We start from the raw sequence: 24,915 nt of genomic DNA on the forward strand, positions 1-24,915 counted from the left end.
ACCAGCCCCCACCGGCCCGCAGAGGCCGACGAACGGAAAGGCCCCCCACGTGTTGCCTCACACACGTGGGGGGCCTTTCTGCCGCCGGTCAACTGGTAGCCGTCACGCCCCGACCAGCCGCCCGCCGCGGAAGAACCGTCGGCCAGTGAGCCAACGCCGCCGTCGCCGAATACCAGGCGACAGCCCCCGCAGCGACACCGAACCACCCACCGACCTTGCCCAGCCCGTCGTTGCCGGCGAACTGCGCGATGGCGAGCAGCACAAGGGAGACGAAGAACAACCCGTATGTCCCCTGGGTGAGTTGATCCCCACCCGCGAGGGTCACCGAGAGCGCGACCAGGGCGAACAGGACCAGGAACAGCCCCGCCGCGTTGTCCGACACGGAGTTGCCCGCGCTGACGGCCCAGGTGAACCAGAGTGCGCCGAAGGCCGCGAACGCGGTCCCCGTGGCCGAGTCGCCGTCGCGGAACGCGAACAGCCCGGCGACGAAGAGCGCAACTCCGCCTACGTAGTGAGCGAGTGACACGGCGTCAGCCGCCGACACTCCGTTGATGACATCCGTGTACCCGAGCCCGAAGGCCAACAGGGTGATTCCCAGGGCGAGTCGGCCGACGATCGAGGTGGTGCTCCCCGTGCTTCCCGCGGAGACGTCATTGTCCACGGCGGGCTCCCTTCATGCATGTGCGGTTGTGCGGTGTGACCGATATATGCCCTTCACAAGGACACAAACACCTCTGCACAGCAGTGACTTCGGAGCCGACCGGCGAGTTGGACCTACGAGTTACGGGATGACGACGACCGGCCGCTGCGCCCGCTTCGCGAGCCGCCCCGCGACGGAGCCGAAGATGCGTCCGACGATGCCGTGGGTCGAGCCCACGACGATCGCGTCCGCCTCGTACTCCCGCCCCACCTCTTCGAGTTCGTGGCAGATGTCGCCACCGCGCTCGACGAGGATCCAGGGCACTTCGGCGAGGTACTCGGCGCACGCCAGCTCGAGTCCGAGCACCTCGGTGCGGTGATCCGGCACGTCGACGAAGACCGGTGGCTCGCAGCCCGCCCACACCGTGGTGGGCAGCCGGTTGGCGACATGCACGATGACCAGGCCCGAGCCCGAACGATGGGCCATGCCGATGGCGTACGCGAGGGCACGCTCACTGGACGTGGAGCCGTCGAAACCGACGACGACGCCGTGCTTGAAGGCGGGATCGCAGGAATGACGTGGCTGTTCCGCCGCCAGGGGCTCGGCCGCCGTGGGATCGGCGACGGGCCGCTTGCGGTCCGCGGGTTCGAAAGATTCGTGACCGGCCATGGGTGTCTCGGCTTTTTGATCCTCTTGGGAGGGGACAACAGTGTGCGGCGGAGCTGTGTCCGGGAATCATCTTCCCAACCCCATACCCCCAAGGGTACGGCGCCAGTCCTCCTTAGCCCATATCCCGCACACGCTCCGGCGGAGTTCCCCGGAGCATGCACGAGGGGGCGCCCGTAACGCAATGGTTGCTGCCCCGTACAGGCGGTTTGCACAGGATTCACTTATCCCCGCGACCACCCATGGGCTGCCCTACAGTGACCGACGCATCGAACAAGCGTTGAACCGGGCGAACCGCCGCCCCAGGGAGCACGCCATGTCCGGACACCGTACGACCTCCGAGGCACACCCCGGCCCGGACACCGCCACCGATGTGGTCCGCTGGGCGGTCTTCAGCTGTGTCCTCGTCCCCCTGGTCCTCCTCTGGTACGGCACCTCGCTCGCCGGCGCCGCCGGTACGGCCCTCGGTCTCGCGGCCGTCACCGCCGCCTGCCGGGTGCTGCTGCGCCGCTCCGAGCGGGGCACGGCCCGGCTGCTGGACGAGGAGGAGCCGCCGCACCGCGGCCACCGTCACCGGGCGGCGGCGGGGGCGCACCGGGGCGGTCGGCACGCCGGAGGAAGTACACCGGTCGACTGACCGGTTTCCGCGCACGCGCCCGACGCTTTTCAGCCAACTTCCGGCCACCGTGCATCTGTTGTCCGAACCACCCCCCAACCCCCGTTCCACCTGCACCGAAAGGGTCTGGGAGGCCCTGCGCACCCTACGGGGATTGGCCACTACGGGGAGGCGCACTTCCCTGCACGGCCCACGAGTGCAACGCTTCGTGATCGAATGCTTCACGCCAAGTTGCCATGTCGACAATGTGCCGGTTGCCGAACTGGTCACCCCGGCACCACTGGACACAGTAGATTCGATCTTGACGTCTTACGGCGGGGGACTCGTGCAGGACCGAGGGGAAACGTGCAGGAGCGACACAACCGAGGAGCCGCGACCACCGAGGGGGGCTTAGCAGTATGAGCCACGACTCCACTGCCGCGCCGGAAGCCGCGGCCCGGAAGCTTTCCGGGCGACGCCGCAAGGAGATCGTCGCGGTGCTGCTGTTCAGCGGCGGCCCCATCTTCGAGAGTTCCATACCGCTGTCGGTGTTCGGCATCGACCGGCAGGACGCCGGAGTTCCGCGCTACCGCCTTCTTGTGTGCGGCGGCGAGGAAGGTCCGCTGCGTACCACCGGCGGGCTGGAACTCACCACGCCGCACGGCCTGGAGGCGATCTCGCGAGCGGGCACCGTCGTCGTGCCCGCCTGGCGGTCGATCACCGCGCCGCCGCCGGAGGAGGCGCTCGACGCACTGCGCCGGGCGCACGAAGAAGGGGCCCGCATAGTAGGCCTGTGCACCGGCGCGTTCGTGCTGGCCGCGGCGGGTCTGCTGGACGGCCGTCCCGCGACCACCCACTGGATGTACGCGCCGACGCTGGCCAAGCGCTATCCGTCGGTGCACGTGGATCCGAGGGAGCTCTTCGTCGACGACGGAGACGTACTGACGTCCGCCGGCACGGCGGCCGGAATCGATCTCTGTCTCCACATCGTGCGGACGGACCACGGCAACGAGGCGGCCGGCGCGCTCGCCCGGCGCCTGGTGGTCCCCCCGCGCCGAAGCGGCGGTCAGGAGCGCTACCTCGATCGGTCTTTACCAGAGGAGATCGGCGCCGACCCGCTCGCGGAGGTCGTCGCCTGGGCGCTGGAGCACCTCCACGAACAGTTCGACGTGGAGACGCTGGCGGCACGCGCGTACATGAGCAGGCGTACGTTCGACCGCCGCTTCCGCTCGCTCACGGGGAGCGCTCCCCTGCAGTGGCTGATCACGCAGCGGGTGCTCCAGGCGCAGCGCCTGCTGGAGACGTCGGACTACTCGGTGGACGAGGTCGCGGGTCGCTGCGGCTTCCGTTCGCCGGTGGCGCTGCGCGGTCATTTCCGCCGCCAGCTGGGCTCGTCGCCCGCCGCCTACCGGGCCGCGTACCGCGCCCGCAGGCCCCAGGGCGACAAGCAGGTGGACGGCGACGGCGCCCCGGGCCAGCCCGGCGGACCGTCGTCCCTGGGCCCGGCGGGCCTGCCGCCCTCGCTCCACCCGGAGGGCCCGGTCCCGATGCAGACCCGTCGTACGGCGGCGAGCGCGCTGTCGGCAGCGTCCGCGGCCTCCTCCGCTTCGGCGGCGGACAACGGCCGTGAGGCGTACGCCACGAGTCGCGCGGCGGCGAGCCTGCCCGGGCAGCGCAGCGGGACGTAACGCGACGTAGCGGCAGCGAACCCTCGGGGGTCTCCGTCAGGGGATCTCCGGGGGTTCTCGCGTGCCCGGGAGGTTTCGCGCGCCCGGGTTCTCCGCGCGCCCTCGCACCACCGAGGTCACCGCCCCTCGCACCACAAGGTCACCGCACGGTTGGCTCAGCCGAGCGGCGCGCACCTTAGGGTTAGACACATGAACGATCGCATGGTGTGGATCGACTGCGAGATGACCGGCCTCTCGCTGTCAGACGACGCTCTCATCGAGGTGGCCGCCCTCGTCACCGACTCCGAGCTGAACGTGCTCGGCGAGGGGGTGGACATCGTCGTCCGCCCGCCGGACCGGGCGCTGGAGACGATGCCGGACGTAGTACGCCAGATGCACACCGCGTCCGGCCTGCTCGACGAGCTGGCCGGCGGTACGACGCTGGCCGACGCCGAGGAGCAGGTCCTGGCCTACATCCGGGAGCACGTCAAGGAGCCGGGCAAGGCCCCGCTGTGCGGCAACTCGGTCGGCACCGACCGCGGTTTCCTCCTCCGTGACATGCCGACCCTGGAGGAGTACCTGCACTACCGCATCGTGGACGTGTCCTCGGTGAAGGAGCTGGCCCGCCGCTGGTACCCGCGGGCGTACTTCAACAGCCCCGAGAAGAAGGGCAACCACCGCGCCCTCGCCGACATCCGCGAGTCCATCGCGGAGCTGCGCTACTACCGCGAGGCGATCTTCGTCCCGCAGCCCGGCCCCGACTCCGACACCGCCCGCACGATCGCCGCGAAGCACGTCCAGCCCACCCCGTAAAAGCCGTGCGCGAGCACCCCTTCGGACCCTGTACACTTTTTCTCGGCCGGTCGGAAACTCGCAGAGTGAACGACCGGGCATGGTGGGTGTAGCTCAGCTGGTAGAGCACCTGGTTGTGGTCCAGGAAGTCGCGGGTTCAAGTCCCGTCACTCACCCTCAAAGATCAAGGGCTGACCCGTAGCAACGGGTCGGCCCTTGATCCGTTTCCGCACCCTGCCAACACCACCGGTTGTCACAAGACAGTCACACCGAGTTCGCGACGCGCGCGCAGCGTCCATCATGCCCGTACGCACAGAGCGTCCCCCCGCAGAGAAGGACATCCATGCCGCGCGCCAAGGCCAAGCCCGGGGACACCTTCCTCGTCGTCGTCTTCGTCGGGATCGCGGGCGTCGGCCTGCTGTTCGCCCTGCTCGGCTGGGTCGCGACGACACCCGCCGTGCAACCCGTCGCCGCCCTGGCACTCGTCGGCGGCGGGGTCCTGACTGTCCGCCGGCGCAGCGCGCGCCAGGCCCGCGAGGCCGAGCAAGCCCGCGTCCGCGCCGCGCAGTCCACCGAGATCGCCCGGTACCACGTCATGGACCCGCGCCAGTTCGAGGACGCCATCGCCTACCTCTGCCACCGGGACGGCTGCAGCGACGCCCGCCGGACCGGAGGCGCCGGCGACCTCGGAGCCGACGTCGTCGCGAACGCGCCCGACGGACGGCGCATCGTCATCCAGTGCAAGCGCTACGGCCCGACGACCACCGTCGGCTCCGGTGACCTCCAGCGGTTCGGGGGCACCTGCTACAACGTCCACGGCGCCCAGGTCGCCGCCGTCGTCACCACCTCACGCTTCACCAAGCCCGCCACGAACTACGCCCAGTCCATGGGCATCCGCCTCTTCGACCAACACGCCCTCGCGGCCTGGGCCAGCCGCACCGGCCCCGCCCCCTGGATGCTGTGAGCCCACGACAGACGCCGAACCCATCACCACCGCCCGGCTGGATCTCGTCCCCCTGGGCCCGGCACACGCGGGGGAAATGGCCACGGTCCTGTCCTCCCCCGCCCCTCCATTCGCCGCCCGGTGCAACGGGGTTCTCAGACGGCAGCGCGCCACGCGTCCGTGAACTCCCGTACGCCCGCGAACCGTTCGGCCGGATCGTCACGGGTCGCCCTTTCCACTACGGCGAGTTGACCCGCCGTACCGCGCCAGGCGCACCGCTCACCCCCGTCGAGGAGGACATGGGCACTGCGGCCGAGGGCGTAGACCGTCGTACGGATGTCGATGCGGGCGCCCCGGTGCCACTCCTCCGGGGCCATGAAGCGGGCCGAACCCGGGAGGCGGTCCTCGTCGAGGGCGAAAGGGCCGGGGCGGTACTCGTCGAGGTCGATGAGGTGGAGCGCGTCGCCGTAGAAGTCGTAGAGGAACGCGCCGTCGTAGAGATCGACCGCCACCATGCCCGCCGCCTCCACCGCGAGATGCGCGTCCAGGACGCGGTCGATCGCCTGGAGGACGGACGCGAGGGGCAGGGCGCGGAAGCGGGCGCGGGCAGGACCGTACAGGGACTCCCCGTGGCGCCAGGGCATGACCGTCGCCGTACGGCCGCCCGCCACAGCGATCCGGTGCAGCTGCGGGACGATCACCGGGTGCCGCACGGCCCGGTGGAAGACCCAGGCACGGTCAAGTGAGGCCTGGGCGGCGGCGGTTGTCGCCTCCTTCACGAACCACCGCTCGCCGTCCGGGAGGTGGACGCCGTACGAGACGCAGCCGGAGTCCTGTTCGCGGAAGGAGCGGAACACCTCGCCCACCGTGCGGAGGTAGGGCTCGACGGCGGGGACTTCGGCGACGGCCAGGAGGGGATGGGGAGTCACGGACATCAGCTTGGCCGAGCGACCGCTCCCTCATGAAGACGCGCGCGTCACCAACTCCGTTGCCAGTACCGCCTGTCGGCGCTCCAGCCCCCGGGACGTGGCCGGGCGGCGGTCCGCGATCTCGGCCAGGAGGAGGTCTATCATCGCGCGGCCCATCTCCTCGATGGGCTGGCGGACGCTGGTGAGGGGCGGGTCCATGTGGCGGGCGATGGCGGAGTCGTCGTAGCCGACGAGGGCGACGTCGTCGGGGATGACGCGGCCCTCCTCGCGGAGGACCTGGCGGGCGCCGGCCGCCATGACGTCCGAGCCGGCGAAGACCGCGTCGACGTCGGGGCGGCGGGCGAGCAGTTCCTTCATCGCCCGGCGGCCGCCCTCCTCCGTGAAGTCGCCCGGCTGGATGAGGTGTTCGTCCACCTCGTGGCCCGCGTCGAGCAGCGCCTCGCGGTAGCCGTCGACGCGGCGCTGGGCGCCGTAGACGTCGAGGCGGCCGGTGATGTGGGCGATGCGGGTGCGGCCCCGGGACAGCAAGTGCTCCACGGCGGAGCGGGCGCCGCCGTAGTTGTCCGAGTCGACGGACGTCAAGGTCTCCGCCGCCGACCTCGGGCCGCTGATCACCGCCGGGATTTCCAGTTGCGCCAGCAAGTCCGGCAGCGGGTCGTCCGCGTGGACGGAGACGAGAAGGACGCCGTCCACGCGGTGTGCGGCCAAGTACTGGGCCAGGCGCTGCCGTTCGCGGTCGCTGCCCGCGAAGATGAGCAGCAACTGCATCTCGGTCTCGGAGAGTTCGGCGCCCACGCCCTTGAGCATGTCCGAGAAGTACGGTTCCGCGAAGAAGCGGGTCTCCGGCTCGGGGACGACGAGGGCGATGGCGTCGGTGCGGTTCGCGGCGAGGGCGCGGGCGGCCGTGTTGGGGACGTAGCCGAGTTCGGCGACCGCCGCCTCGACGGCCGCGCGGGTCGCGTCGCTGACCCGCGGCGAACCGTTGATCACCCGGGAGACCGTGCCGCGGCCCACTCCGGCGCGCGCCGCGACCTCCTCCAAGGTCGGCCGGCCGCCGCTCCGGCCCCGCGCTCCGTGGCTTGCCATTGGCTCCGCCTCCTGTCGACCCACCCGTTGGCCTGGAATGTAACAGTCCTGATCAGGGAAGAGGGGCGTGCGGGGTCCCGCCTCCGGCCGAATCCCCGCCTCCCGCACAGTTAGCTAACAGACGAATAACTGAACGCATCTCTCCGCGTCCGGTCCCTTGACACCCCCGCGCGAACCGACGACTCTTCAACACATCACCGGTGGGAGCGCTCCCACGGTACCTGACACATACACATCCCGCACGTTCCCCGCCCGAGCCGCAGCGTGAACTAACGGGCCCAACAATGCAGTTGGCCGGGGGGTCGGCACGTCAGGCAACAGGAGGACGCAATGCGCACGAGTACCCGACGGTCCCATCGGCTGATGGCCCTCGCGGCCGTCGCCGCCCTGACCACGGGGGTGCTGGCCGGTTGCTCCAGTGACTCGGACGGCACTTCGTCGAACGCGAGCGACAGCGGCAAGGGCAAGACCACGCTGACCGTCGGTACCTTCGGCGTCTTCGGCTACAAGCAGGCCGGTCTGTACGACGAGTACATGAAGCTCCACCCGAACATCACCATCAAGGAGGACGTCACCACCCGTACCGACGTGTACTGGCCGAAGGTCCTCACCCGGCTCCAGGCCGGCGCGGGCACCGACGACATCCAGGCCATCGAGGTCGGCAACATCACCGAGGCCGTGCAGACGCAGGCCGACAAGTTCGTCGACCTCGGCAAGGACGTCGACAAGTCGCAGTGGCTGCCCTGGAAGAACGCCCAGGCCACCACCAAGGACGGCAAGCAGATAGGTCTCGGCACCGACACCGGCCCGATGGCGATCTGCTACCGCAAGGACCTCTTCCAGAAGGCCGGTCTGCCCACCGACCGCACCCAGCTCGCCAATCTGTGGAAGGGCGACTGGTCGAAGTACGTCAACGTCGGCAAGGACTACATGAAGAAGGCGCCCAAGGGCACCAAGTTCGTGGACTCCGCGTCGTCCGTCTACAACGCGGCCATCGGCGGCGAGAGCCAGCGGTACTACGACAAGGACGGCAACGTCATCTGGGACAAGTCGACCGGTGTGAAGGCGGCCTGGAACGCGGCGATGGCGGTCGCGACCAGCAACATGTCGGCGAAGCTGAAGCAGTTCGACCCGACCTGGGACCAGGGCTTCGCCAACGCGAGCTTCGCGACGGTGGCCTGCCCCGCCTGGATGATGGGCTACATCCAGGAGAAGTCCGGCACCGCCGGCAGCGGCAAGTGGGACGTGGCGGCGGCGCCGACCGCGGCCAACTGGGGCGGTTCGTTCCTCGGTGTTCCCACGGCGTCCAAGCACCAGGCCGACGCGGTCGCGCTGGCGAAGTGGCTGACCGCGCCCGAGCAGCAGGAGAAGGTCTTCGCCAAGCAGGCGAGCTTCCCGTCCACCCCGGCGGCGTACCCGAACCTGAAGCCGGCCGCGGCCACGACGGCCTACTTCTCGAACGCGCCGATCACGCAGATCTTCTCCGACTCGGCGAAGACGATCCCGGTGCAGACCTTCGGCATCAAGGACCAGCCGATCGGTACCGCGATCACTGACATCGGCATCCTCCAGGTGGAGCAGAAGGGCAAGACCCCGGCCCAGGGATGGAGCGCCGCCACCAAGGAGATCAAGGACGTGCTCGGGCAGTGAGCAGCTCCAAGCAGGCCCTCGCACACCCCGCGCCGGGCTCCGGCGCCGCGCCCGGCCACCAGCCGGGCGCGGCCCGCGGGGCCGGCGGTCGCGGTACGCCGCCGCCCGGCCCGAGTTCGTGGCGGAGCCGGCTGTACCGCTGGGACATGAAGGCGTCGCCGTACGCGTTCATCTCCCCCTTCTTCATCATCTTCGGGGCCTTCGGCCTCATCCCGCTGCTCTACACGGCCTGGTACTCGCTGCACAACGTGCAGTTGTCGTCGCTGGACCACAAGTCGTGGGCGGGGCTGGACAATTACCGGAACCTGCTGTCCTCGGACTTCTTCTGGAACGCCCTGAAGAACACGTTCACCATCGGTCTGATCTCCACCGTGCCGCAGCTGTTGATGGCGATCGGGATCGCGCATCTGCTCAACTACCGGCTGCGCGGCTCGACCGTGTGGCGGGTCGTGATGCTCACTCCGTACGCCACCTCGGTGGCGGCGGCGACCCTCGTCTTCACGCTGCTGTACTCGTGGGACGGCGGGATGGTCAACTGGCTGCTGCACTTCGTCGGGGTCGATCCGGTCAACTGGCGTGAATCCACGTGGGGTTCGCAGTTCGCGGTGTCGTCGATCGTGATCTGGCGGTGGACGGGCTACAACGCGCTGATCTATCTGGCGGCCATGCAGGCAATCCCCGCCGACCTCTACGAGTCGGCGGCGATCGACGGCGCCAACCGCTGGCAGCAGTTCCGCCACGTGACCATCCCCCAGCTCCGCCCCACCATCCTCTTCACGGTGGTCGTCTCCACCATCGGCGCGACCCAACTCTTCGGCGAGCCCCTGCTGTTCGGCGGGGTGAGCGGTTCGAAGGGCGGCTCCGAGCACCAGTACCAGACGCTCGGTCTGTACATGTACGACCAGGGCTGGATCATCGGCAACCTCGGCAAGGCGTCCGCGATCGCCTGGTCGATGTTCCTGATCCTGCTGATCGTCGCCGCGATCAACCTGCTGTTCACCCGACGGCTGAGGAAGTCCCAATGACCACAAGCGAATTGACACTCCCTCAGGACCGGGTGCCCGTACCGGCGGCACGCGCCCCGCGCCGCCGGGTGATGGGCGCGGGCAAGCAGATGCACGCGGGCCCGCTGACCTACGTCGTCCTGGTGGTCTTCGCGCTGGTCTCGCTGGCCCCGCTGGTGTGGACGGCGATCGCGGCCTCGCGCACCAACACGCGGCTCGCGGAGACTCCGCCGCCGCTGTGGTTCGGCGGCAACCTGTTCAAGAACCTCCAGACGGCCTGGGACCAGGCCGGCATGGGCACCGCGATGTTCAACTCCACGGTCGTCGCGGGCACGATCACCATCGGCACGGTGCTGTTCTCCACCTTGGCGGGCTTCGCCTTCGCCAAGCTGAAGTTCAAGTTCTCCAGCACCCTGCTTCTGCTGACCATCGGCACGATGATGATCCCGCCCCAACTGGCCGTCGTACCGCTGTACTTGTGGATGGCGGACCTGCACTGGTCGAACCACCTCCAGACGGTGATCCTGCCGACCCTGGTCAGTGCCTTCGGTACGTTCTTCATGCGCCAGTACCTGGTGCAGGCGCTGCCGACGGAGCTGATCGAGGCGGCGAGAGTGGACGGCGCGAGCAGTCTGCGGGTGGTCTGGCACGTGGTCTTCCCGGCGGCCCGCCCCGCGATGGCGGTGCTCGGCCTCCTGACCTTCGTGATGGCCTGGAACGACTTCCTCTGGCCGATCATCGCCCTCAACCAGCAGAACCCCACCGTCCAGGTCGCCCTGAACTCCCTCGGCACCGGCTACATCCCCGACCAGTCGGTGATCATGGCGGGCGCCCTGCTCGGCACGCTGCCACTGCTGATCGCCTTCCTGCTCTTCGGCAAGCAGATCGTGGGGGGAATCATGCAGGGCGCGGTCAAGGGCTGACGCCCGCCCGGGGCCGGGCACAGCCGGCTCGGCCCCTCCCTCCCCCTCCGCCTACTCAATGGTCTCCACGACCCCTTATGGGAGCGCTTCCATGCCTGAGCCCGTGACCCCCGTGACCTTTCCTCCCGCCTTCCTCTGGGGCGCCGCGACCTCCGCGTACCAGATCGAGGGGGCGGTGCGGGAGGACGGCCGTACGCCCTCGATCTGGGACACCTTCAGTCATACGCCGGGCCGTACGGCCGGTGGTGAGCACGGTGACATCGCTGTCGACCACTACCACCGCTACCGCGACGACGTGGCGCTGATGGCGGACCTGGGCCTGACGGCGTACCGCTTCTCGGTCTCCTGGTCGCGGGTGCAGCCGACCGGCCGGGGACCGGCGGTCCAGGTGGGCCTGGACTTCTACCGCCGTCTGGTCGACGAGCTGCTGGCGGTCGGCATCAAGCCGGCCCTCACCCTCTACCACTGGGACCTGCCGCAGGAGTTGGAGGACGCGGGCGGCTGGCCGGAGCGCGACACGGCGTACCGCTTCGCCGAGTACGCGCAGATCGTGGGCGAGGCGCTGGGCGACCGGGTGGAGCAGTGGATCACGCTCAACGAGCCGTGGTGCAGCGCTTTTCTGGGCTACGGCTCCGGGGTGCACGCGCCGGGCCGCACGGACGCGGCGGCTTCACTGAAGGCGGCCCACCACTTGAACTTGGCGCACGGGCTGGCCACTTCGGCCCTCCGGTCCGCGATCCCGGCCCGCAACGCGATCGCGGTGAGCCTCAACTCGTCGGTGGTCAGGCCCGCTTCGCAGTCACCGGCGGACCTGGCGGCGGCCCGGAAGATCGACGACCTGGCCAACGGGGTGTTCCACGGCCCGATGCTGCACGGCTCGTATCCGCAGTCGTTGTTCGACGCGACGCGATCGATCACGGACTGGTCGTACGTTCTCGACAACGACCTGACACTGATTCACCAGCCGCTGGACGCACTGGGGTTGAACTACTACACGCCGACGCTGGTGGAGGCGGCGGAGTCCAGCGGGCCGGCCCCGCGGGCGGACGGCCACGGCGCGAGCGCGTACTCCCCCTGGCCGGGCGCGGACGACGTGGCGTTCCTCCAAACCCCCGGCGAGCGCACGGAGATGGGCTGGACGATCGACCCGACGGGCCTCTACGACCTGATCACGCGCTACACGAGGGAGGCCCCGGGCCTGCCGCTGTACGTCACGGAGAACGGCGCGGCCTACGACGACAAGCCGGACCCGGAGGGCCGGGTCCACGACCCCGAGCGGATCGCATACCTCCACGGCCACCTGTCGGCCGTACGGCAGGCCATCGCGGACGGCGCGGACGTGCGGGGCTACTACCTCTGGTCCCTGATGGACAACTTCGAGTGGGCGTACGGCTACGAGAAGCGCTTCGGCGCGGTGTACGTCGACTACGCGACGCTGGCCCGCACCCCGAAGTCGAGCGCGCGGTGGTACGGGGAGGCGGCTCGGACGGGCGTACTGCCGACGGTGGGTGAGGCCTGACCGACGGGGGACACCGGGGGACGGGGCGCGGCACGCCTAGGGGACGTGCCGCGCCCCGGCGGGGCTGTATGCCCCGACCGTCCTCGTCGGTGAGGGGTGGGGGTACGGCAGGTGGGGAGGCCCGGGGCCTCGTCGTGGACCAGGACGCGGAAGCTGTGTGGGTTGGACCAACCTGTGTAGAGGGTTACGGGGGTTAGGTTGCCCTCCAGCTTGCAGGCGTTGATGGCGTTGGTGACGGCTTCCGAGGTCAACAGCAGGGCCGTGTCGATGAGTTCGGGACGGCGAGATGTGGCGAGGAGCGTGCGAACCGTCTCGCGGGCGGTGCGGACCCAGGCGGGGTGGGTCGGGAAGACGAGGGAGACGTCGGCGGCGACCCGGCCTGGAACTCCGCAAGCTGCGCCACCGCGCCGGGCTGTCCGGCGACCGGGCCGGCGCACTGCTCGACGCCGACCGCACCCGGATCAGCGACATCGAGGCGGGCCGCATCGACGTGTCACGCAACCGCCTCTACAAGCTGCTGCGCGAGTACGGCTGCCCGCCCGGCCCGCTGTTCGACGGGATCATGGCGATGGCCCGGGAGAGCGGCAAAGGGTGGTGGGAGGAGTTCAACGACACCATCGGCCCGGCGGTCATGCGCAGGCAACTGGTGAGGCCGATGGAGGTATCCAGACTCCCCAACGTGATCGTCCAGGTCTACCCGTTCGAAGCCGGCGCCTACTCCGCACACACACGTCATGTACGCCCTTTGAGAGGACCCGCCATGCTCCACCTCGTCTGGCAGAAGTCGTCGTGCAGCACCGGCGGCGAGGGCGAGTGCGTGGAGCTGGCGGCAGCGACACCTGGCCCCCACATCCACCTCCGCGAGAGCGACCACCCCCACCGCATCGCCACGCTCGCACCCCACACCCTCGCCGCCCTCCTCCACGCGGTGAAGTCCCTCCCTCCCTTGCCAAGCTCCAAATAAAGTGATTCATTCGCTAGGCAAGTGAATGGATGCATGCCAAGCGCGGGGAGATGTCCGTGACCGCTGTCACCTTGGGCAAGGAGCCGATCACCGTCGAGCAGTTCGTCGCGGTCGCCCGTCACGGCGCGCGGGTCGCGTTCGACGCGACCTACGTCGACCGCGTGCGCAAGTCCCGCGCGCTTGTCGAACGCTTCCTCGCCGAGAACCGCCTCGTCTACGGCGTCACCACCGGCTTCGGCGACAACGTCACGGAGGTCATCGACCCGGCGGACGCGGAGCAGCTCCAGCGCAACATCGTCCGCTCGCACGCCGTGTCCGTAGGGGAACCCCTGCCCACCGAGATAGTCCGAGCCATCGCCCTCATGGAACTGGTCGGCCTCGGCGAGGGCTACTCCGGCATCCGCTTCGAGACCCTTGAACTGATCCGCCGCATGCTCAACGCCGGCGTCACCCCGCACGTCCCCGGCGAGGGCTCCGTAGGCTATCTGGCCCCCGAGGCCCACATGGCCCTCGTACTCCTGGGCGAGGGCAGGGCGACGTACGACGGCCAACTCCTTCCCGGTGCCGAGGCGTTGGCCCGCATCGGAGAACAACCGACCCGGCTCGCCTGCAAGGAGGGCCTGTCCCTCACCAACGGCACGCACTCCGTCACCGCGATAGCCGTCCTCGCCGCCCACGACGCCGGCCTCGCGGCAACCACCGCCGACATCGCCGCGAGCCTGTCGGTACAGGCCCTCAAGGGCACGGTCCGCGCCTACGACGCCCGGTTGCAGGAGCGCAAGCGCCACCCCGAGCAGGCCGCGGTCGCGGAGAACCTACGACGACTCACCGCATCCAGCGCGATAAGCACCGAGTTCCTCGACCACCGCCTCCAGGACAGCCTCTCCCTGCGCGCCGTCCCCCAGATCCACGGCGGAGCGAAGCGAGCGCTCGCACAGGCCCGGGAGGTCATCGTCGAGGAGTTGCACTCCGTGGGCGACAACCCTGTCATCCACCCCGAGGGCGAGGACGGGGTGGCCTTGAGCGGCGCCAACTGCGACAGCACCTACGTCGGCATCCAGGCCGACACCATGGTCAACGCGATGACCGTCCTCGCCAAGGTCTCCGAACGCCGCACCGACCGCATGGTCAACAGCAACTTCAGCGGACTCCCCGCCTTCCTGGCCCCCAAGCCCGGCCTCAACAGCGGCTACATGATCGCCCAGTACACGGCCGCCGCCCTGACGATGGAGCTACGGGGCATGGCAGTCCCGGCATCCGCCGACAGCATCACCACCTCCGCCAACCAGGAAGACGCCGTCAGCAACGCCTACTTGGCCGCCCTGAAGGCCTACCGCGCGGCCCACAAACTCGCCTACGTCATCGCAATCGAGCTGATGTGCGCGACCCAGGCCCTCGACCTCCTCGCACCGCTCACACCCTCACCGGCGGCGAGGGCACTGCGGGCGAGGATCCGCGAGACCGTCCCGACTGTCGACGAGGACCGGGTCTTCCACGCAGACATCGAGCACATCGCCGAACTGGTGCGGAGCGGGGAGGCGTTGCGGGTGGTCGAGGGCGTGGTGGGGGCGCTGCGTCACTGAAGCACCCCGCATGTGCTCTGGACTCGCGTTTCGTAAGAATAATTCCCTACGCCTCCGGAAACTCCAGACCTGCCTCCAACGACAGCGCGCACACATGCCGGTTATTTGCAAGTGAGGGATATTCCGTCACCACCCGCTCCAGCTCCTCGCGGATGAACTTCACGCCAGCCGTCACGAATTCATCGACGGAACAATACAGTTCGGACTCCAGGTAGGTGGGCACCATACGGAGGCCGCCCTGCTCCAGGTGGAAGCTTATGAATTCATCATTCTCGGTGAAGTCGATCTTCCCTAGCGCGTTCCCCCCTTGCGCGAAAACCATCACCTGCCGCACGCAGTGGATTGCATAGAACAGCGGTGCCCAACCCCACGGGGGGCCGATCTCAACACCGGAGCGAGAGATCGAAAGACGCCCGAGGAAGTAGTACCACTCCAGATCAGCTCTGGATACAGCAGCCAGATCGCCTCCCTGCGCACGCTCTCGCCCTTGGTCAACATAGTCGGGACTTGACGAGAAAGAGATTTCCATTGAGCGTCTGACCTCTTCACGGGGAAGGCATTGCGGGTGATCGAGGGCGCGGAGGGGGCGCTGCGCCGCTGAGGAACCTTGCTGGTGGGGCTCATCCGGCAAGATCCACTTCATTCACCATTGCCGATACAGATCCTCCGAGTGCCTCAGGAAGGCCTCCAGCCTTTCGGTCATTCCAGGAATGCCTCCCTTACCGCCAGGAGGGGAGGAATATATTCCGCGAAGCCCTCCATCTCCTCAGGGTACTCAAAATCCGAATACAACTCCTCGATAACGTCGAACAATTTCTGCTCGCTCAGGCCGCTTTGATAGAGCCAGGCCAGCGACAGGTAGATCCACCCGGCGGACAACTCGCGGGAGTCACCCAGGTCCTCAGACGAAATGTCCGGAAGATCCCCGGACCGGATCTTCTCCGAGAGCGCGAGCGCCCACCTTTCCTCCACGTTGAGCAGCGGGCGGCCGGCCTGCATTTTGCGCATGTAGATCTGCACGATGGCAGAATCATCCACCCACCCCCAACGCTTCCCGTAAGCGACTTCCCCGGTCGTCAGATCCACTCGATCCGCAACAAAGCCGCCTGGGATATTGAACTTGGCCATCGCGTTCATGGTTTGTCTGGGATTCCGTTCATCGATCCGCCGATTAAAAATCTTTGATGAGTGATCAGGTCTCCGCTCCCGCCGCGATCAACTAGTACTCCAGCTGTAGATCGCTCTTGGCAGGTGGAGCCTATGTTCTCCGCGGTTTGTGTGGCCTGCCCCAACCGCCGTGCGGTCGGTCTCGGCCCTGGGCCAGCATCGCCGCCTCGAACTGGGCTTTGCTGGTCACTGCTCGTGGTTCAGGTGCGAGCGTGGTCGCAGTCGATCGCCAAGGGACAGCCGAGGCCCAGCCAACCAGGGGCATCGTCTCGTTGTAGTGCGGAGCGAACTGCGCGACGGCGACGGCGGGCATCTGATAGTTCAGGCTGCGGACGTGTTCGATGAACGCCCCGGGCAGCGAAACGTAGTGCATTTCCACGTAGTGCGGGAAGTCCTGGCGCCACAGCCACGCCCCGTCCATCACCAGGGAAGAGCATCCCGGAGAGTGCTGGTGGGCGCTGCCGGTGATGACGTCGTGTCCGGCTTCCATGACGTCGATCAGGACGGACGAGCATCAGCTCCGCCGCTGCACGTCCTGGTCCCGCTGGGTCACCCTCGCCACGCTCGCCCATGCCTTCCTGGCCGTCGTCCGCCCCGACGAGCATCGTTTCCGTCCCGGTTCCGACGACCTGATTCCGATGACCTGCAACGAAATCCAGCGGCTCTTCATGGCCCTCATCGCCCGCCCCGTCCACGAGGCCAGCCACTGGCTTCGCTGGTCCCACTGGAGACCTCGTCATCAAGTCCGTTCCCAGCTGAGCCACTACAAACGCCAAGCGGCGACCCAAGCATGATCGTGATTTACAGCTGGAGTACTAGGCGAGCCATCGTGCCTGAATTCTCCCGTCCCGATCAGGCAGCACTGCCGTGTGCTTCTCTCCTGCAAAATCCAGATTGGCCGGGACGAGCCAGATTCGCGCATCCCAGAGCGCGGGATCAGCAGAGAATTCAGTGGAGAGCAGTGGCCTGACCGACAAATCATGCTGGTTGTCGGAAAATCGAAAATAACGCACATCCAGCTGATTTACGGACTCAATGGTGAGCTCGTCAAAATAGTTTCCAGGAACGAACGATTCGAAATCTGGAAACTCCACCAGCATCACTAGAGAATTTTCACCGATTCTTCCGCGGACGGCGCTTAGGTCGCCAGGAAGGGCCCAGTACCAGTTCTCACCAAACCTCCCGTAGGCAAATTTCTCAATGATAAGAATCTTGCTTGACGGAAAAGCAGAGAACGCTTCGCTCCAGAATTTGTCATCGGCCACCCTGGTCTCCAGACCGACGGCCGGAAACTCTTGCGCGAGAGCAACGTGAAGACCGGTCGGAAGCAGCTCCTCGATGAATCCGAGGAGCTCTTCAGCCAAATCGACGGTCAGACCGAAATCAAATCCTACACTTATGCGCATTGGAAGTTCCTTGACTTCCATCACGCAACCCACCCGGTTTCCGCGAAGCATCCCTCGGAGAATAGACTCCGCTTGCTTTCTTGTAAGTCCGGAGCCATTACGGAGCTTCTGAATCCACGCTGGCGCTGGCCCATCCAAGGTAGGCTCCGCAACAACCACGGTTTCAGCCCCAACTCCATCAAGGGTTCGATTGAACAACTCAATGAAGAGCCCCTCGATGCGCGCATATTCATCCAGGCTCATGCCTCCATCGAGGCCGGAGAGAGAGACCGAAGAGAAGCCTGCCTGGAGGTCGGTCTCACCACCTGGTTCATCGACTCGGATTATCAGCTGCTTCACTATTCTCCAATCCAACTCAATCCGTACTTCCCGCCCCCAAGATCGCCAATCCCAAAGGTACCCGAGCGGAGGACTTTTCCAGAACTGAGAAGGTCACTCGCCTTCTTGGCCCCCTTAAAGATCCCACCCAAGTGCCCTGTCATGTCTTCCGCAATGAATGCCGGCCCGCTCGCCCCCTTGCCCGCGCGCCAGATCATCGACCCTCCGGCGGACTTCTGACCTGTCTTTGCGTAACCCATCCACTTTGCCAGATCGTCCGCTTGGCCCGGATCAAGCTGCCGACCGATCTTCCCGCGGGCCGCACAATTGTGTACCAGGACCGGTGTTGTCCCGGCCAGCACATAGTACGTATGCAGTTCCTCGACCGTGAGGTTGTACATGTCGCGGTCGCCGGGTCGTGGGGTGACGACGGTGACGTGGACGTGGTGGTCGTCGGCGGTATTGAGGGCGTGGCCTGCGAGGAGTTGGCCGGCGGGGACCCAAGTGTGGAGGGTGTCGTCCCAGAAGGGGTGCTTGGACGTGGTGTGGACGGTCTCCGTCTTTCCGTCGACCAGTTGGATCTTGACGTCGACGAGGTCGTAGTCGTGGTTGACGTGAGTGGCCGTGACCGTATGGAGGCCCTGGTGCTTGCCGTTAGCAGGGTCGGCGGCCTCGACCTTGTCGCCGCTCTTGATGTCACCGATGGGCTTGGTCTTGCCGTCCGCCATCAGGACCGCAGTGGAGGGGGTGAAACTGCACGGAATGACTTTGCTTACGCCGACTTCGCCCTCGGCCTCGGCGCCGACGCCTCGCGTTCCCAGGAGCAGGGCTATGTCGAATAGCAGCTTTCCGGTGCCTTCGGCGCTCTTGCCGGCCGCGTAGTCGCCGTAAATCTCCTCGCCGCGCGATGTCACCGCTACCGCGCCGGCGAGGGCCGGATTGGAGCTCATGAGCAGCTGGGTGAGCAGGTCTGTGCAGCCGTCGCCGTCGACCAAGCAGTGCTTGTCCGTGAGGATCTGCTGAACGGGGGCTTGGAAGATGGCGACGACGGTCGATTTGGCCTGGCCTACGAAGGTTTTGGCGACATCACTGACCCAGCCCGAGACGCCACCGCCACCTCCGTTGACGTTGCCCTGGCTGTTCGAGGAGGCGGTGCCGCCGCCGCGGCTGCCGTCGGGATTCCTGTTACTGCCCCCGGTGGAAGTACTGGGGCCATGCGGCTGACCGTCGGCGCTGCAGAAGGGCGGGCACTGCTTGTTCCCTCCGTCGCCGTTTGATCCGCCCTCATTCATCAGCCCCGTGGGGTCGCTGCCAGTGACGGGGTTGTTGTCGGCGTAGGTGTAGCCGTTGAGGGATTGGGCGTCGCCGGTGTCGAGGACGGGGTCGACGCTGAGGAAGCGGCCAGTGGTGGAGTCGTATTCGCGGGCGCCGATGTAGGTGATGCCGCTGGTGGCGTCGGTGGTTTTGTCGAGGAAGGTCTTGTCGTCGGCCCAGACACCGGTGCCACCGGTGCGTGCGGCGCCGAACGGGGTCATGTAGCGCTTGGTGACTGCCTGGGTGGTGGCGTCGATGGAGAGGCTGCTGGTGCCGTGCTGGTCGCCGGCGAGCCAACTAAGCGTCTGGGTGCCGGTCTTGTTGGTGCGGAGTGCGATGGTCTGGCCACCCACTCTGTAGTACCGCTGCGCCCAGTACTTGGCGGTGGACGTGGACGTGTCGAGGTGGACCTCGGTGCCGTCGTCCAGGTAGAGGACGCTCTCGCCGCTCGCGTTGCGGCGGATCAGCAGGGTGCCGTCTGCGTCGTAGACGTGGCTGGTGGTGCTCTTCGTGGTGCCGGTGCTGGATTTCTCGGTGAGGGTGTCGAGTTGGCCCTCGGAAGTCCAGGTGAGGGACTGGGTGTCGGTGCCGTTGGGGCGGGTCGTGGTGTCGCCGGTGGCGTCGTAGACGTAGGTGGCGGTGACTCCCGTGCACGGGGACAGCGTGGTGGCGGTCAGCGCGTGGGGATGAGTGGCGTTGCTGTAGCAGTAGTTCTTGGTGCTGTCGCCGGTTGACGTGTGGGTCTTCTCCGTCGAGCGCAGGCCGCTGTCCGTATAGCTGTACGAGGTCCAGTAGGGGGATGCGCCGCCGAGGTTCGTGGTGGTGCGGCCCGTTGCGGAGCAGTCGGCCGTGGCGGGGGTCCATGCCTCGGTCAGGCGTTGGTGGCCGTCGTAGGTGAAGCACTCGTAGTCGGCCGCGGCGGTGCCGCCGAGGGTGGTGGGGTCGGTGATGGAGGTGACGTCGCCCGCGTCGTCGTAGGCGTAGTTCAGTTCCTGCAGTTCGTAGTTGTGGGTCTGGTCGGTGACGGCCGACTGCTTGAGGCGGTCGGTGCCTTCCTCCCAGGCGTTGGTGATGTAGGCCTTCTTGGTGCCGGCGGCCGAGGAGGTGCCGAGGGTGAGCTGGTTGGTCTGGCCGGTGGCGGAGTAGCCGGCCCCGAGGAGGTAGCCGCTGGTGCCGCTGACGGCGGTGGGCAGGCCGACCGCGTCGTAGTCGATGTTGACGGTTTCCGCGGACAGGCCGCCGGCCGCGGGTTCGGAGATGTACTGCTGGGTTCCGCTGAGGTTGTAGTGCGTCGAGAAACTCGTCGTGGCCGCGATCGCTCCCGCACTGACCATCGGGTCGTTGGACGGCAGGACGAGTTGTGTGGTCGTGGGCCGGTTCAGGGTGTCGTAAGCGGTGACCTTCTTGGTGTAGGCCGTCCCGGACACCCCGCCCACATAGCGGGTCGATGAGTCCAACTGGCCCTTGAGCAGGGTGTCGTAGGCCCAGTGGGCGAGTTTGTTGGCGTCGGTCTTCGACGTCTGCCACTCGTCCGTCTTGCGGCCGAGTACGTCGTAGCCGTAGAGGAGCGTGGAGTTGCGGGAATCGGTGGTGGTCGCGATCTGGTCAAGGTCGGTGTACGAGGTGGTGGTCGTTCCCTCGTCCGGGTCCGTCGCCGTGAGCTGGCGGCCGAACAGGTCATAGGTGTATGACCACTTGGTGTTGTCCGGGCCGGTGACGGTGTCGGGCTTGCTGTCGCGGGTGTAGCTGTACTTCGTCTTGGTGGAGGCGGCGCCGACGCCCGCGCCGTAGTCGGTGTCGGCCGGGTCGGTGCCCGCGTAGTCGCGGCGTTCGGTGGTGCGGCCGAAGACGTCGGTGATGGTGCGTACCGCGGAGCCGCCCGCGAGGGCGGTGGTGGCGGTGGAGTCACCGGTGTAACTGGTGGTCGTGGACCACTTCTTGACGCCGTAGACGTACAGCGTGCTGGTGGTCGGACGCTCGGCTCCGTCGAAGACGATGTCGGTCTGCTTGGGTGCCCCGCCGTAGACGGCCTGCGCGTACGCGCCGGAGGGAGTGGCGGAGGAGTCGAAGACGTCGGCGTACGTCTCGTAGGCCAGGCCTCGGCTGTCGTAGCGGGTGTCGGTCAGCAGCCGGCCGCCGTTCGCCGTCGGGGACTGGGTCTGAAGTGGGCGCAGCAACGAATCGTAGATCGTGTAGCTGGTGTTGTAGACGCCATCGGCACGGATGGACGAGGTGGAGACCCACGGTGTGGCGCTGTTGGTGACCGAGTAGGCGTAGGTGTAGTTGGGGCCGTACTCGTCGGCGCGGGAGCGGTTGGGCAGCCAGACGGCTGTGACTCGGCCCAGGGCGTCGTACGTGGACTCGGTCAACTTGCTGTTGACGTCGTAGGACATCACTACCGAGCCGCGGGCGTAGTCGAGGTACGTGTAGCTCTTCTGGCTCTTGGGGTTGGTGATCGTGATCTTGGTGACCGGCCCGGTGGTGGTCGGGGTGTAGGCCGTGGTGGTGACGTCGCCTGTCGCGTCGGTCGCGGTCAGAGTGCGGCCCAGAGTGTCGTACGTGCCTTTGGAGACCGTCTGCCAGGAGGTCGGGTACCGCTCGCCGCTGGTGACCGTCGCCGGATAGGCGGAGGCGCGTCCGGTCCAGGTGGCGTCGCCCAGGGTCGGCGTCTGCGAGGCCGTCCAGGCCGTCGCGGTGGTGCTGTCGTAGACCGTGGCCGTGTCGGAGAGCACGTCCCCGCGGCCGGCAGACGAGGTGGGAAGGCTCAGGTCGGTCTCGGCGGTGGTGCAGGCGCGGCCGACCACCCGGGTGCGGGAGACCAGGGAGTTGATGCCGAGTGTGTCGTTGCGGGCGTACCAGGTGCGGGTGCAGGTCTCGTCGCCGGTGACGGCCGTGTCGCCCGCGTCGTAGACGGCGGTGGGCATGCCGTAGGTGTCGTACGTGGTCGTCACGCTGCGGGTTCGCCAGGCGGAGGCCGCCGTCAGGTAGGTCGAGGTCTGGGTCTTGTAGGTGCGGATGAAGTAGGCCTCGATGTTGGCGTACGACTTCTGCTGGCTGGCGGTCAGCTGGGACCCGGGGTCGTTGACCGTGACCGACACGGGAGTGGTGCCGTTATAGGTGATCTGCTCACGGGTGAAGCCCGAGAAACGGTCGTAGTCGGTCTGGTCCGGCACGGTCAGGCCCGTGAAGCCGACGCCCGGGACGGAGACCGAGCGGGTCGTGCCGTCCTTCTTCTTGTCGCCGTCCATGCCCTGGAGGTAGACGGACACGGTCTTGGACTGGGTGGTGCCGGCGGCGCCCTTGACGGACGTGACCGTGCGGTAGCCGCGCCAGTCGGACCAGGTGCGCTCGTCGGCCGGGGTCAGCGGGTCGTTGGAGTAGTGCCAGGCCGGGCCGGAGTAGCTGTAGTGGTTCTCCGTCGTCTGGCCGTACCCGGTGGGGTCGGAGGTGATGACGTCCAGCACGCGGTACTTGTTGAACCAGTCCAGGGTGGCTTCGGTGGCGCCGTTCTTGTGCCAGTAGGTCGGGTAGCAGCTCATCGTGTCGTTGTCCTCGGACGACGGCATGTTCGAGCCCGCCACGCACTCCGGGTCGGACAGCGTCACGCTGGTGATCGCGCCGGTCTCGGAGACGATGCCCGTGATGCGGGGCCGGTTCAGCGGCAGGATGTTGTCGGAGGACGAGTCGACCCGGTTGGGCCTCATCTGGTAGGCGAACGTCACCGGGTCCAGGGTGATGGCGGTGCCGTTCTTGCCGGTGTGCCGGACGCTCGCCAGGGTGAGGGTCTTGTCGGCGCCCTTCCCGATGTCGCCGGGGTCCAGGAACTGTTGGGTGAGCGCCCAGGAGTCAACTGCCGTGTAACGACTGTCTGTTGCCGACCAGGCGTCGGTCTCGACGCTGGTCAGCCGCTTACGCGTGAAGAACGACGGGCCGCTCGCGTTGCAGTCCGCTCCGGACGCGCAGACCGAGTCGAACGGCACGTCGGGCCAGTTGGAGGCGGTCGAGGAGGTCAGCGAGGAGCAGTCCGACGCGGTGCACCGCTCGTCGTAGCCGAAGGTGACCTCGTCCGAGGCGGTGCCGGTGAACAGGGTGTCCTTGTTCTGACCGTAGAGGATCTTGGTGAGGTAACCGCCCCTCGTGTACTGGGCGGTGCCGGTGGTCGCGCCGTTCTTGGCGTAGTAGTTGGTCTCTGGGGTGTACCAGTACGACATCGCGTTGCCGTGCGTGTCGACGACGTAGTCCAGGTTCCAGCGCCAGGCCTGGTTCAGCGCGCGGCCCGCGAACGAGGTTCCGTCGGCGTATCCCGGCTCGCCGGAGTCGTCGCCGAACACCGGTACCGTCCATACGGAGTTGGTGCGCTGGGTGTCCGCGCCGGGCAGCTTGTTCTGGCCGAAGACGTACTTCGTGCCCGTGCCGGTCGTGACCGTCCAGTACTCGCCCGCACCGTCGACGCCGGAGTCTCCCTCGTCGCCGTTGTCGGCACCGGTGGAGTGGGTGACCGTGGAGGCGTCGTCGTCCTTGAGCCGCCAGACACCCTTGGTGTCGTCCTTGACCAGCTCGGTCGACTTGCCGTTCAGCACCAGCGAGGCGTTGTCGTACTTCCAGCACTCGTCGTACTTGCCGTCCTGGCCGTCGTCGTCGCACGAGCCGTAGGACCGCTCGACATAAGAGGACCCGACGTCCTCAAAGCCCTCGCCGACCTGCGTCCCCTGGTTGTTCGTCGACGCCGTCCTGCCGTCGATGCTTCCCGAGTCGTACGACAGTGAAAGGTCCGGGGCCGGGCCGGCGGCCGACGGCGGAGTGCTGAGGGGGTACGACCAGGTGAACGCTCCCGATGCGCTGCCCGCCTCCCAACTGGACGACGCCGAAAGCTTGCTGGCCGCGTAGTTGCCGGAGCCCGACGCCGATTCCCCGGTGGCGGTCGCGGCCAGCACGGTCGCCGAGGAGGCCGTGGCGGCGGCCGACAGGGAGGTCTGCGATGTCCGGCCCGTGTCGCCGACCTCTCCCAGACCGACCTTGGCCGTCAAGGTCTGCCCGCCGGTGTCGTTACGTGAGTCGAGCGGGATCTGGGTACGGCAGCCGGCCTTGCGCGGAGTGGTCAGGGCGCAGGCGGGGAGTTGGACCAGGCGCAGGCGGCCCGCCCAGTCGCCGCCGTAGGCTGCGGCGAACGCCGAGTAGTCGACGGTCAGTTGGGCGGAACCCGGCTCGGTGGCCGCCGCGGTCAGCAGTACACCCTTGACGCCGGCGTCCTTGGCCTGTTGCTGGCCGAAGACCCGTACCTGGACCTGGCCGGTCGCGGTGTCGGTCCCCTTGGCCGGGGCGACCGTGACCGGGAGTCCTCCAGCCGTCAGCTTCGCCGCCGTGCCCTGCCCGGATATCTGCCTGGTCGTCGCGGCGGCGGTGGGCCATGCGATGTGCTGTGGGGTGCGTGCTCGCTTGGCCTGGGCCGCGTTGGCGGCCTTGGTTCTCGCGATCCGGGCGCGGGCCTGCTTCGCGCCCGGATCGGAGTTCGTCCGTACCTTGTCGACCCGTTGCTTGGGCACAACCGGCTTGCCCAGACCGGTACTTGCGGCCTGGGCAACCGGCGCCGCCAGCCCGGCCGAGGCCATCAGTGCCATGGACAACGCCGCGACCACCGGGATCCGGCCGCGTTGTGCGCTCCGCCCCCGTGCCTGGGCACGCCGTGGCGTCAGCACACCGCGGATCAGGGCGCTGCGGATCCAGCGGGCTTTCATGCCGGAACTCATGA

General features: G+C 67.6%; 20 protein-coding genes, 1 tRNA gene and 1 pseudogene. 12 read left to right on the top strand and 10 right to left on the bottom strand.

Features of this window, described 5'->3' with window-relative positions; all coding sequences use genetic code 11:
• Positions 1-88 precede the first annotated feature (88 nt).
• Together SSP08S_RS01365 and SSP08S_RS01370 are read right to left on the bottom strand one after the other, a co-directional pair.
• Entirely contained in the window at positions 89-661 is a 573-nt protein-coding gene (locus SSP08S_RS01365) for a GPR1/FUN34/YaaH family transporter (RefSeq protein ID WP_019065778.1), read from the bottom strand.
• Between the two features lie 120 nt (positions 662-781).
• Positions 782-1,309: a universal stress protein gene (locus SSP08S_RS01370; protein WP_019065779.1), complete on the bottom strand. Its 528-nt coding sequence runs from the start codon at positions 1,307-1,309 to the stop codon at positions 782-784.
• A 313-nt stretch (positions 1,310-1,622) separates the two neighbouring features.
• Here SSP08S_RS01370 and SSP08S_RS01375 point away from each other — a divergent pair, with 313 nt between their 5' ends.
• The 5 genes from SSP08S_RS01375 to SSP08S_RS01395 all read left to right on the top strand — a co-directional run bounded on the left by SSP08S_RS01375 (position 1,623) and on the right by SSP08S_RS01395 (position 5,324).
• Complete coding sequence (locus tag SSP08S_RS01375) at positions 1,623-1,943, top strand: hypothetical protein (protein ID WP_019065780.1); 321 nt, start codon at positions 1,623-1,625, stop codon at positions 1,941-1,943.
• Positions 1,944-2,320: 377 nt separating this feature from the next.
• The gene (locus SSP08S_RS01380; protein ID WP_019065781.1) at positions 2,321-3,589 is read left to right on the top strand and encodes a GlxA family transcriptional regulator; all 1,269 of its coding nucleotides are present in this window, start codon (positions 2,321-2,323) and stop codon (positions 3,587-3,589) included.
• Positions 3,590-3,778: 189 nt separating this feature from the next.
• Positions 3,779-4,381 (top strand): oligoribonuclease, encoded by a 603-nt coding sequence (gene orn / locus SSP08S_RS01385; RefSeq protein WP_043259216.1) that lies wholly within the window; start codon positions 3,779-3,781, stop codon positions 4,379-4,381.
• An 82-nt stretch (positions 4,382-4,463) separates the two neighbouring features.
• A tRNA-His gene (locus tag SSP08S_RS01390) sits at positions 4,464-4,536 on the top strand.
• Positions 4,537-4,703: 167 nt separating this feature from the next.
• Positions 4,704-5,324 carry a restriction endonuclease gene (locus SSP08S_RS01395; RefSeq protein ID WP_019065783.1) on the top strand — a complete coding sequence of 207 codons (621 nt, stop codon included), beginning with the start codon at positions 4,704-4,706 and terminating at the stop codon, positions 5,322-5,324.
• Between the two features lie 134 nt (positions 5,325-5,458).
• On the opposite strand, the gene SSP08S_RS01400 is transcribed toward SSP08S_RS01395, so the two are convergent.
• Both SSP08S_RS01400 and SSP08S_RS01405 read right to left on the bottom strand, forming a co-directional pair.
• Positions 5,459-6,238, bottom strand: a complete 780-nt coding sequence (locus SSP08S_RS01400; protein WP_019065784.1) for a serine/threonine-protein kinase — start codon at positions 6,236-6,238, stop codon at positions 5,459-5,461.
• Positions 6,239-6,262: 24 nt separating this feature from the next.
• A complete protein-coding gene (locus tag SSP08S_RS01405; protein WP_019065785.1) occupies positions 6,263-7,318 on the bottom strand; it encodes a LacI family DNA-binding transcriptional regulator in 1,056 nt (351 codons plus the stop codon).
• A 330-nt stretch (positions 7,319-7,648) separates the two neighbouring features.
• Between SSP08S_RS01405 and SSP08S_RS01410 the strand changes: the two genes are divergently transcribed.
• The 4 genes from SSP08S_RS01410 (at position 7,649) to SSP08S_RS01425 (ending at position 12,414) form a co-directional block, all read left to right on the top strand.
• Complete coding sequence (locus SSP08S_RS01410) at positions 7,649-8,968, top strand: ABC transporter substrate-binding protein (RefSeq protein WP_019065786.1); 1,320 nt, start codon at positions 7,649-7,651, stop codon at positions 8,966-8,968.
• Complete coding sequence (locus tag SSP08S_RS01415) at positions 8,965-9,993, top strand: carbohydrate ABC transporter permease (RefSeq protein WP_019065787.1); 1,029 nt, start codon at positions 8,965-8,967, stop codon at positions 9,991-9,993. The genes SSP08S_RS01410 and SSP08S_RS01415 overlap by 4 nt, the downstream gene beginning before the upstream one ends.
• On the top strand, positions 9,990-10,895 hold the full coding sequence (locus SSP08S_RS01420) for a carbohydrate ABC transporter permease (protein ID WP_019065788.1): 906 nt from the start codon (positions 9,990-9,992) through the stop codon (positions 10,893-10,895). Before SSP08S_RS01415 ends, SSP08S_RS01420 begins: the two co-directional genes overlap by 4 nt.
• 91 nt (positions 10,896-10,986) lie before the next feature.
• Positions 10,987-12,414 carry a GH1 family beta-glucosidase gene (locus SSP08S_RS01425; RefSeq protein ID WP_026178085.1) on the top strand — a complete coding sequence of 476 codons (1,428 nt, stop codon included), beginning with the start codon at positions 10,987-10,989 and terminating at the stop codon, positions 12,412-12,414.
• On the opposite strand, the gene SSP08S_RS58940 is transcribed toward SSP08S_RS01425, so the two are convergent.
• Entirely contained in the window at positions 12,321-12,851 is a 531-nt protein-coding gene (locus SSP08S_RS58940) for an ATP-binding protein (protein ID WP_245607812.1), read from the bottom strand. The two genes, SSP08S_RS01425 and SSP08S_RS58940, sit on opposite strands and share 94 nt — an antisense overlap.
• On the opposite strand from SSP08S_RS58940, the gene SSP08S_RS58055 reads away from it, so the two are divergent.
• Both SSP08S_RS58055 and SSP08S_RS01435 read left to right on the top strand, forming a co-directional pair.
• The gene (locus SSP08S_RS58055) at positions 12,809-13,378 is read left to right on the top strand and encodes a DUF397 domain-containing protein (RefSeq protein WP_245607815.1); all 570 of its coding nucleotides are present in this window, start codon (positions 12,809-12,811) and stop codon (positions 13,376-13,378) included. The genes SSP08S_RS58940 and SSP08S_RS58055 overlap by 43 nt on opposite strands.
• 50 nt (positions 13,379-13,428) lie before the next feature.
• On the top strand, positions 13,429-14,961 hold the full coding sequence (locus SSP08S_RS01435) for an HAL/PAL/TAL family ammonia-lyase (protein ID WP_019065791.1): 1,533 nt from the start codon (positions 13,429-13,431) through the stop codon (positions 14,959-14,961).
• A 46-nt stretch (positions 14,962-15,007) separates the two neighbouring features.
• On the opposite strand, the gene SSP08S_RS01440 is transcribed toward SSP08S_RS01435, so the two are convergent.
• From SSP08S_RS01440 to SSP08S_RS54670, 3 genes are all read right to left on the bottom strand, one after another.
• On the bottom strand, positions 15,008-15,490 hold the full coding sequence (locus SSP08S_RS01440; RefSeq protein WP_245607813.1) for a hypothetical protein: 483 nt from the start codon (positions 15,488-15,490) through the stop codon (positions 15,008-15,010).
• Positions 15,491-15,660: 170 nt separating this feature from the next.
• On the bottom strand, positions 15,661-16,089 hold the full coding sequence (locus SSP08S_RS01445; protein ID WP_158697117.1) for a DUF2247 family protein: 429 nt from the start codon (positions 16,087-16,089) through the stop codon (positions 15,661-15,663).
• Between the two features lie 130 nt (positions 16,090-16,219).
• Positions 16,220-16,618, bottom strand: a complete 399-nt coding sequence (locus tag SSP08S_RS54670; RefSeq protein ID WP_019065794.1) for a hypothetical protein — start codon at positions 16,616-16,618, stop codon at positions 16,220-16,222.
• Between the two features lie 16 nt (positions 16,619-16,634).
• Between SSP08S_RS54670 and SSP08S_RS01455 the strand changes: the two are divergent.
• A pseudogene (locus SSP08S_RS01455) lies at positions 16,635-16,922 on the top strand (IS701 family transposase); the annotation flags it as partial.
• A 21-nt stretch (positions 16,923-16,943) separates the two neighbouring features.
• Here SSP08S_RS01455 and SSP08S_RS61555 read toward each other — a convergent pair.
• Positions 16,944-17,873: a hypothetical protein gene (locus tag SSP08S_RS61555; RefSeq protein WP_158697118.1), complete on the bottom strand. Its 930-nt coding sequence runs from the start codon at positions 17,871-17,873 to the stop codon at positions 16,944-16,946.
• Entirely contained in the window at positions 17,873-24,913 is a 7,041-nt protein-coding gene (locus tag SSP08S_RS01460) for a polymorphic toxin-type HINT domain-containing protein (protein WP_019065796.1), read from the bottom strand. Before SSP08S_RS01460 ends, SSP08S_RS61555 begins: the two co-directional genes overlap by 1 nt.
• Positions 24,914-24,915 lie beyond the last annotated feature (2 nt).

The organism is Streptomyces hokutonensis, from assembly GCF_000376565.1.
GTDB classification, from domain to species: Bacteria; Actinomycetota; Actinomycetes; order Streptomycetales; family Streptomycetaceae; genus Streptomyces; species Streptomyces hokutonensis.

Bases quoted from the DNA above. Each gene is read 5' to 3' on its own strand.
- SSP08S_RS01370 (WP_019065779.1), bottom strand. From the start codon at position 1,309: ATGGCCGGTCACGAATCTTTCGAACCCGCGGACCGCAAGCGGCCCGTC.
- SSP08S_RS01375 (WP_019065780.1), top strand. From the start codon at position 1,623: ATGTCCGGACACCGTACGACCTCCGAGGCACACCCCGGCCCGGACACC.
- SSP08S_RS01380 (WP_019065781.1), top strand. From the start codon at position 2,321: ATGAGCCACGACTCCACTGCCGCGCCGGAAGCCGCGGCCCGGAAGCTT.
- orn (WP_043259216.1), top strand. From the start codon at position 3,779: ATGAACGATCGCATGGTGTGGATCGACTGCGAGATGACCGGCCTCTCG.
- SSP08S_RS01395 (WP_019065783.1), top strand. From the start codon at position 4,704: ATGCCGCGCGCCAAGGCCAAGCCCGGGGACACCTTCCTCGTCGTCGTC.
- SSP08S_RS01400 (WP_019065784.1), bottom strand. From the start codon at position 6,238: ATGTCCGTGACTCCCCATCCCCTCCTGGCCGTCGCCGAAGTCCCCGCC.
- SSP08S_RS01405 (WP_019065785.1), bottom strand. From the start codon at position 7,318: ATGGCAAGCCACGGAGCGCGGGGCCGGAGCGGCGGCCGGCCGACCTTG.
- SSP08S_RS01410 (WP_019065786.1), top strand. From the start codon at position 7,649: ATGCGCACGAGTACCCGACGGTCCCATCGGCTGATGGCCCTCGCGGCC.
- SSP08S_RS01420 (WP_019065788.1), top strand. From the start codon at position 9,990: ATGACCACAAGCGAATTGACACTCCCTCAGGACCGGGTGCCCGTACCG.
- SSP08S_RS01425 (WP_026178085.1), top strand. From the start codon at position 10,987: ATGCCTGAGCCCGTGACCCCCGTGACCTTTCCTCCCGCCTTCCTCTGG.
- SSP08S_RS01435 (WP_019065791.1), top strand. From the start codon at position 13,429: ATGTCCGTGACCGCTGTCACCTTGGGCAAGGAGCCGATCACCGTCGAG.
- SSP08S_RS01440 (WP_245607813.1), bottom strand. From the start codon at position 15,490: ATGGAAATCTCTTTCTCGTCAAGTCCCGACTATGTTGACCAAGGGCGA.
- SSP08S_RS01445 (WP_158697117.1), bottom strand. From the start codon at position 16,089: ATGGCCAAGTTCAATATCCCAGGCGGCTTTGTTGCGGATCGAGTGGAT.
- SSP08S_RS54670 (WP_019065794.1), bottom strand. From the start codon at position 16,618: ATGGAAGCCGGACACGACGTCATCACCGGCAGCGCCCACCAGCACTCT.
- SSP08S_RS01460 (WP_019065796.1), bottom strand. From the start codon at position 24,913: ATGAGTTCCGGCATGAAAGCCCGCTGGATCCGCAGCGCCCTGATCCGC.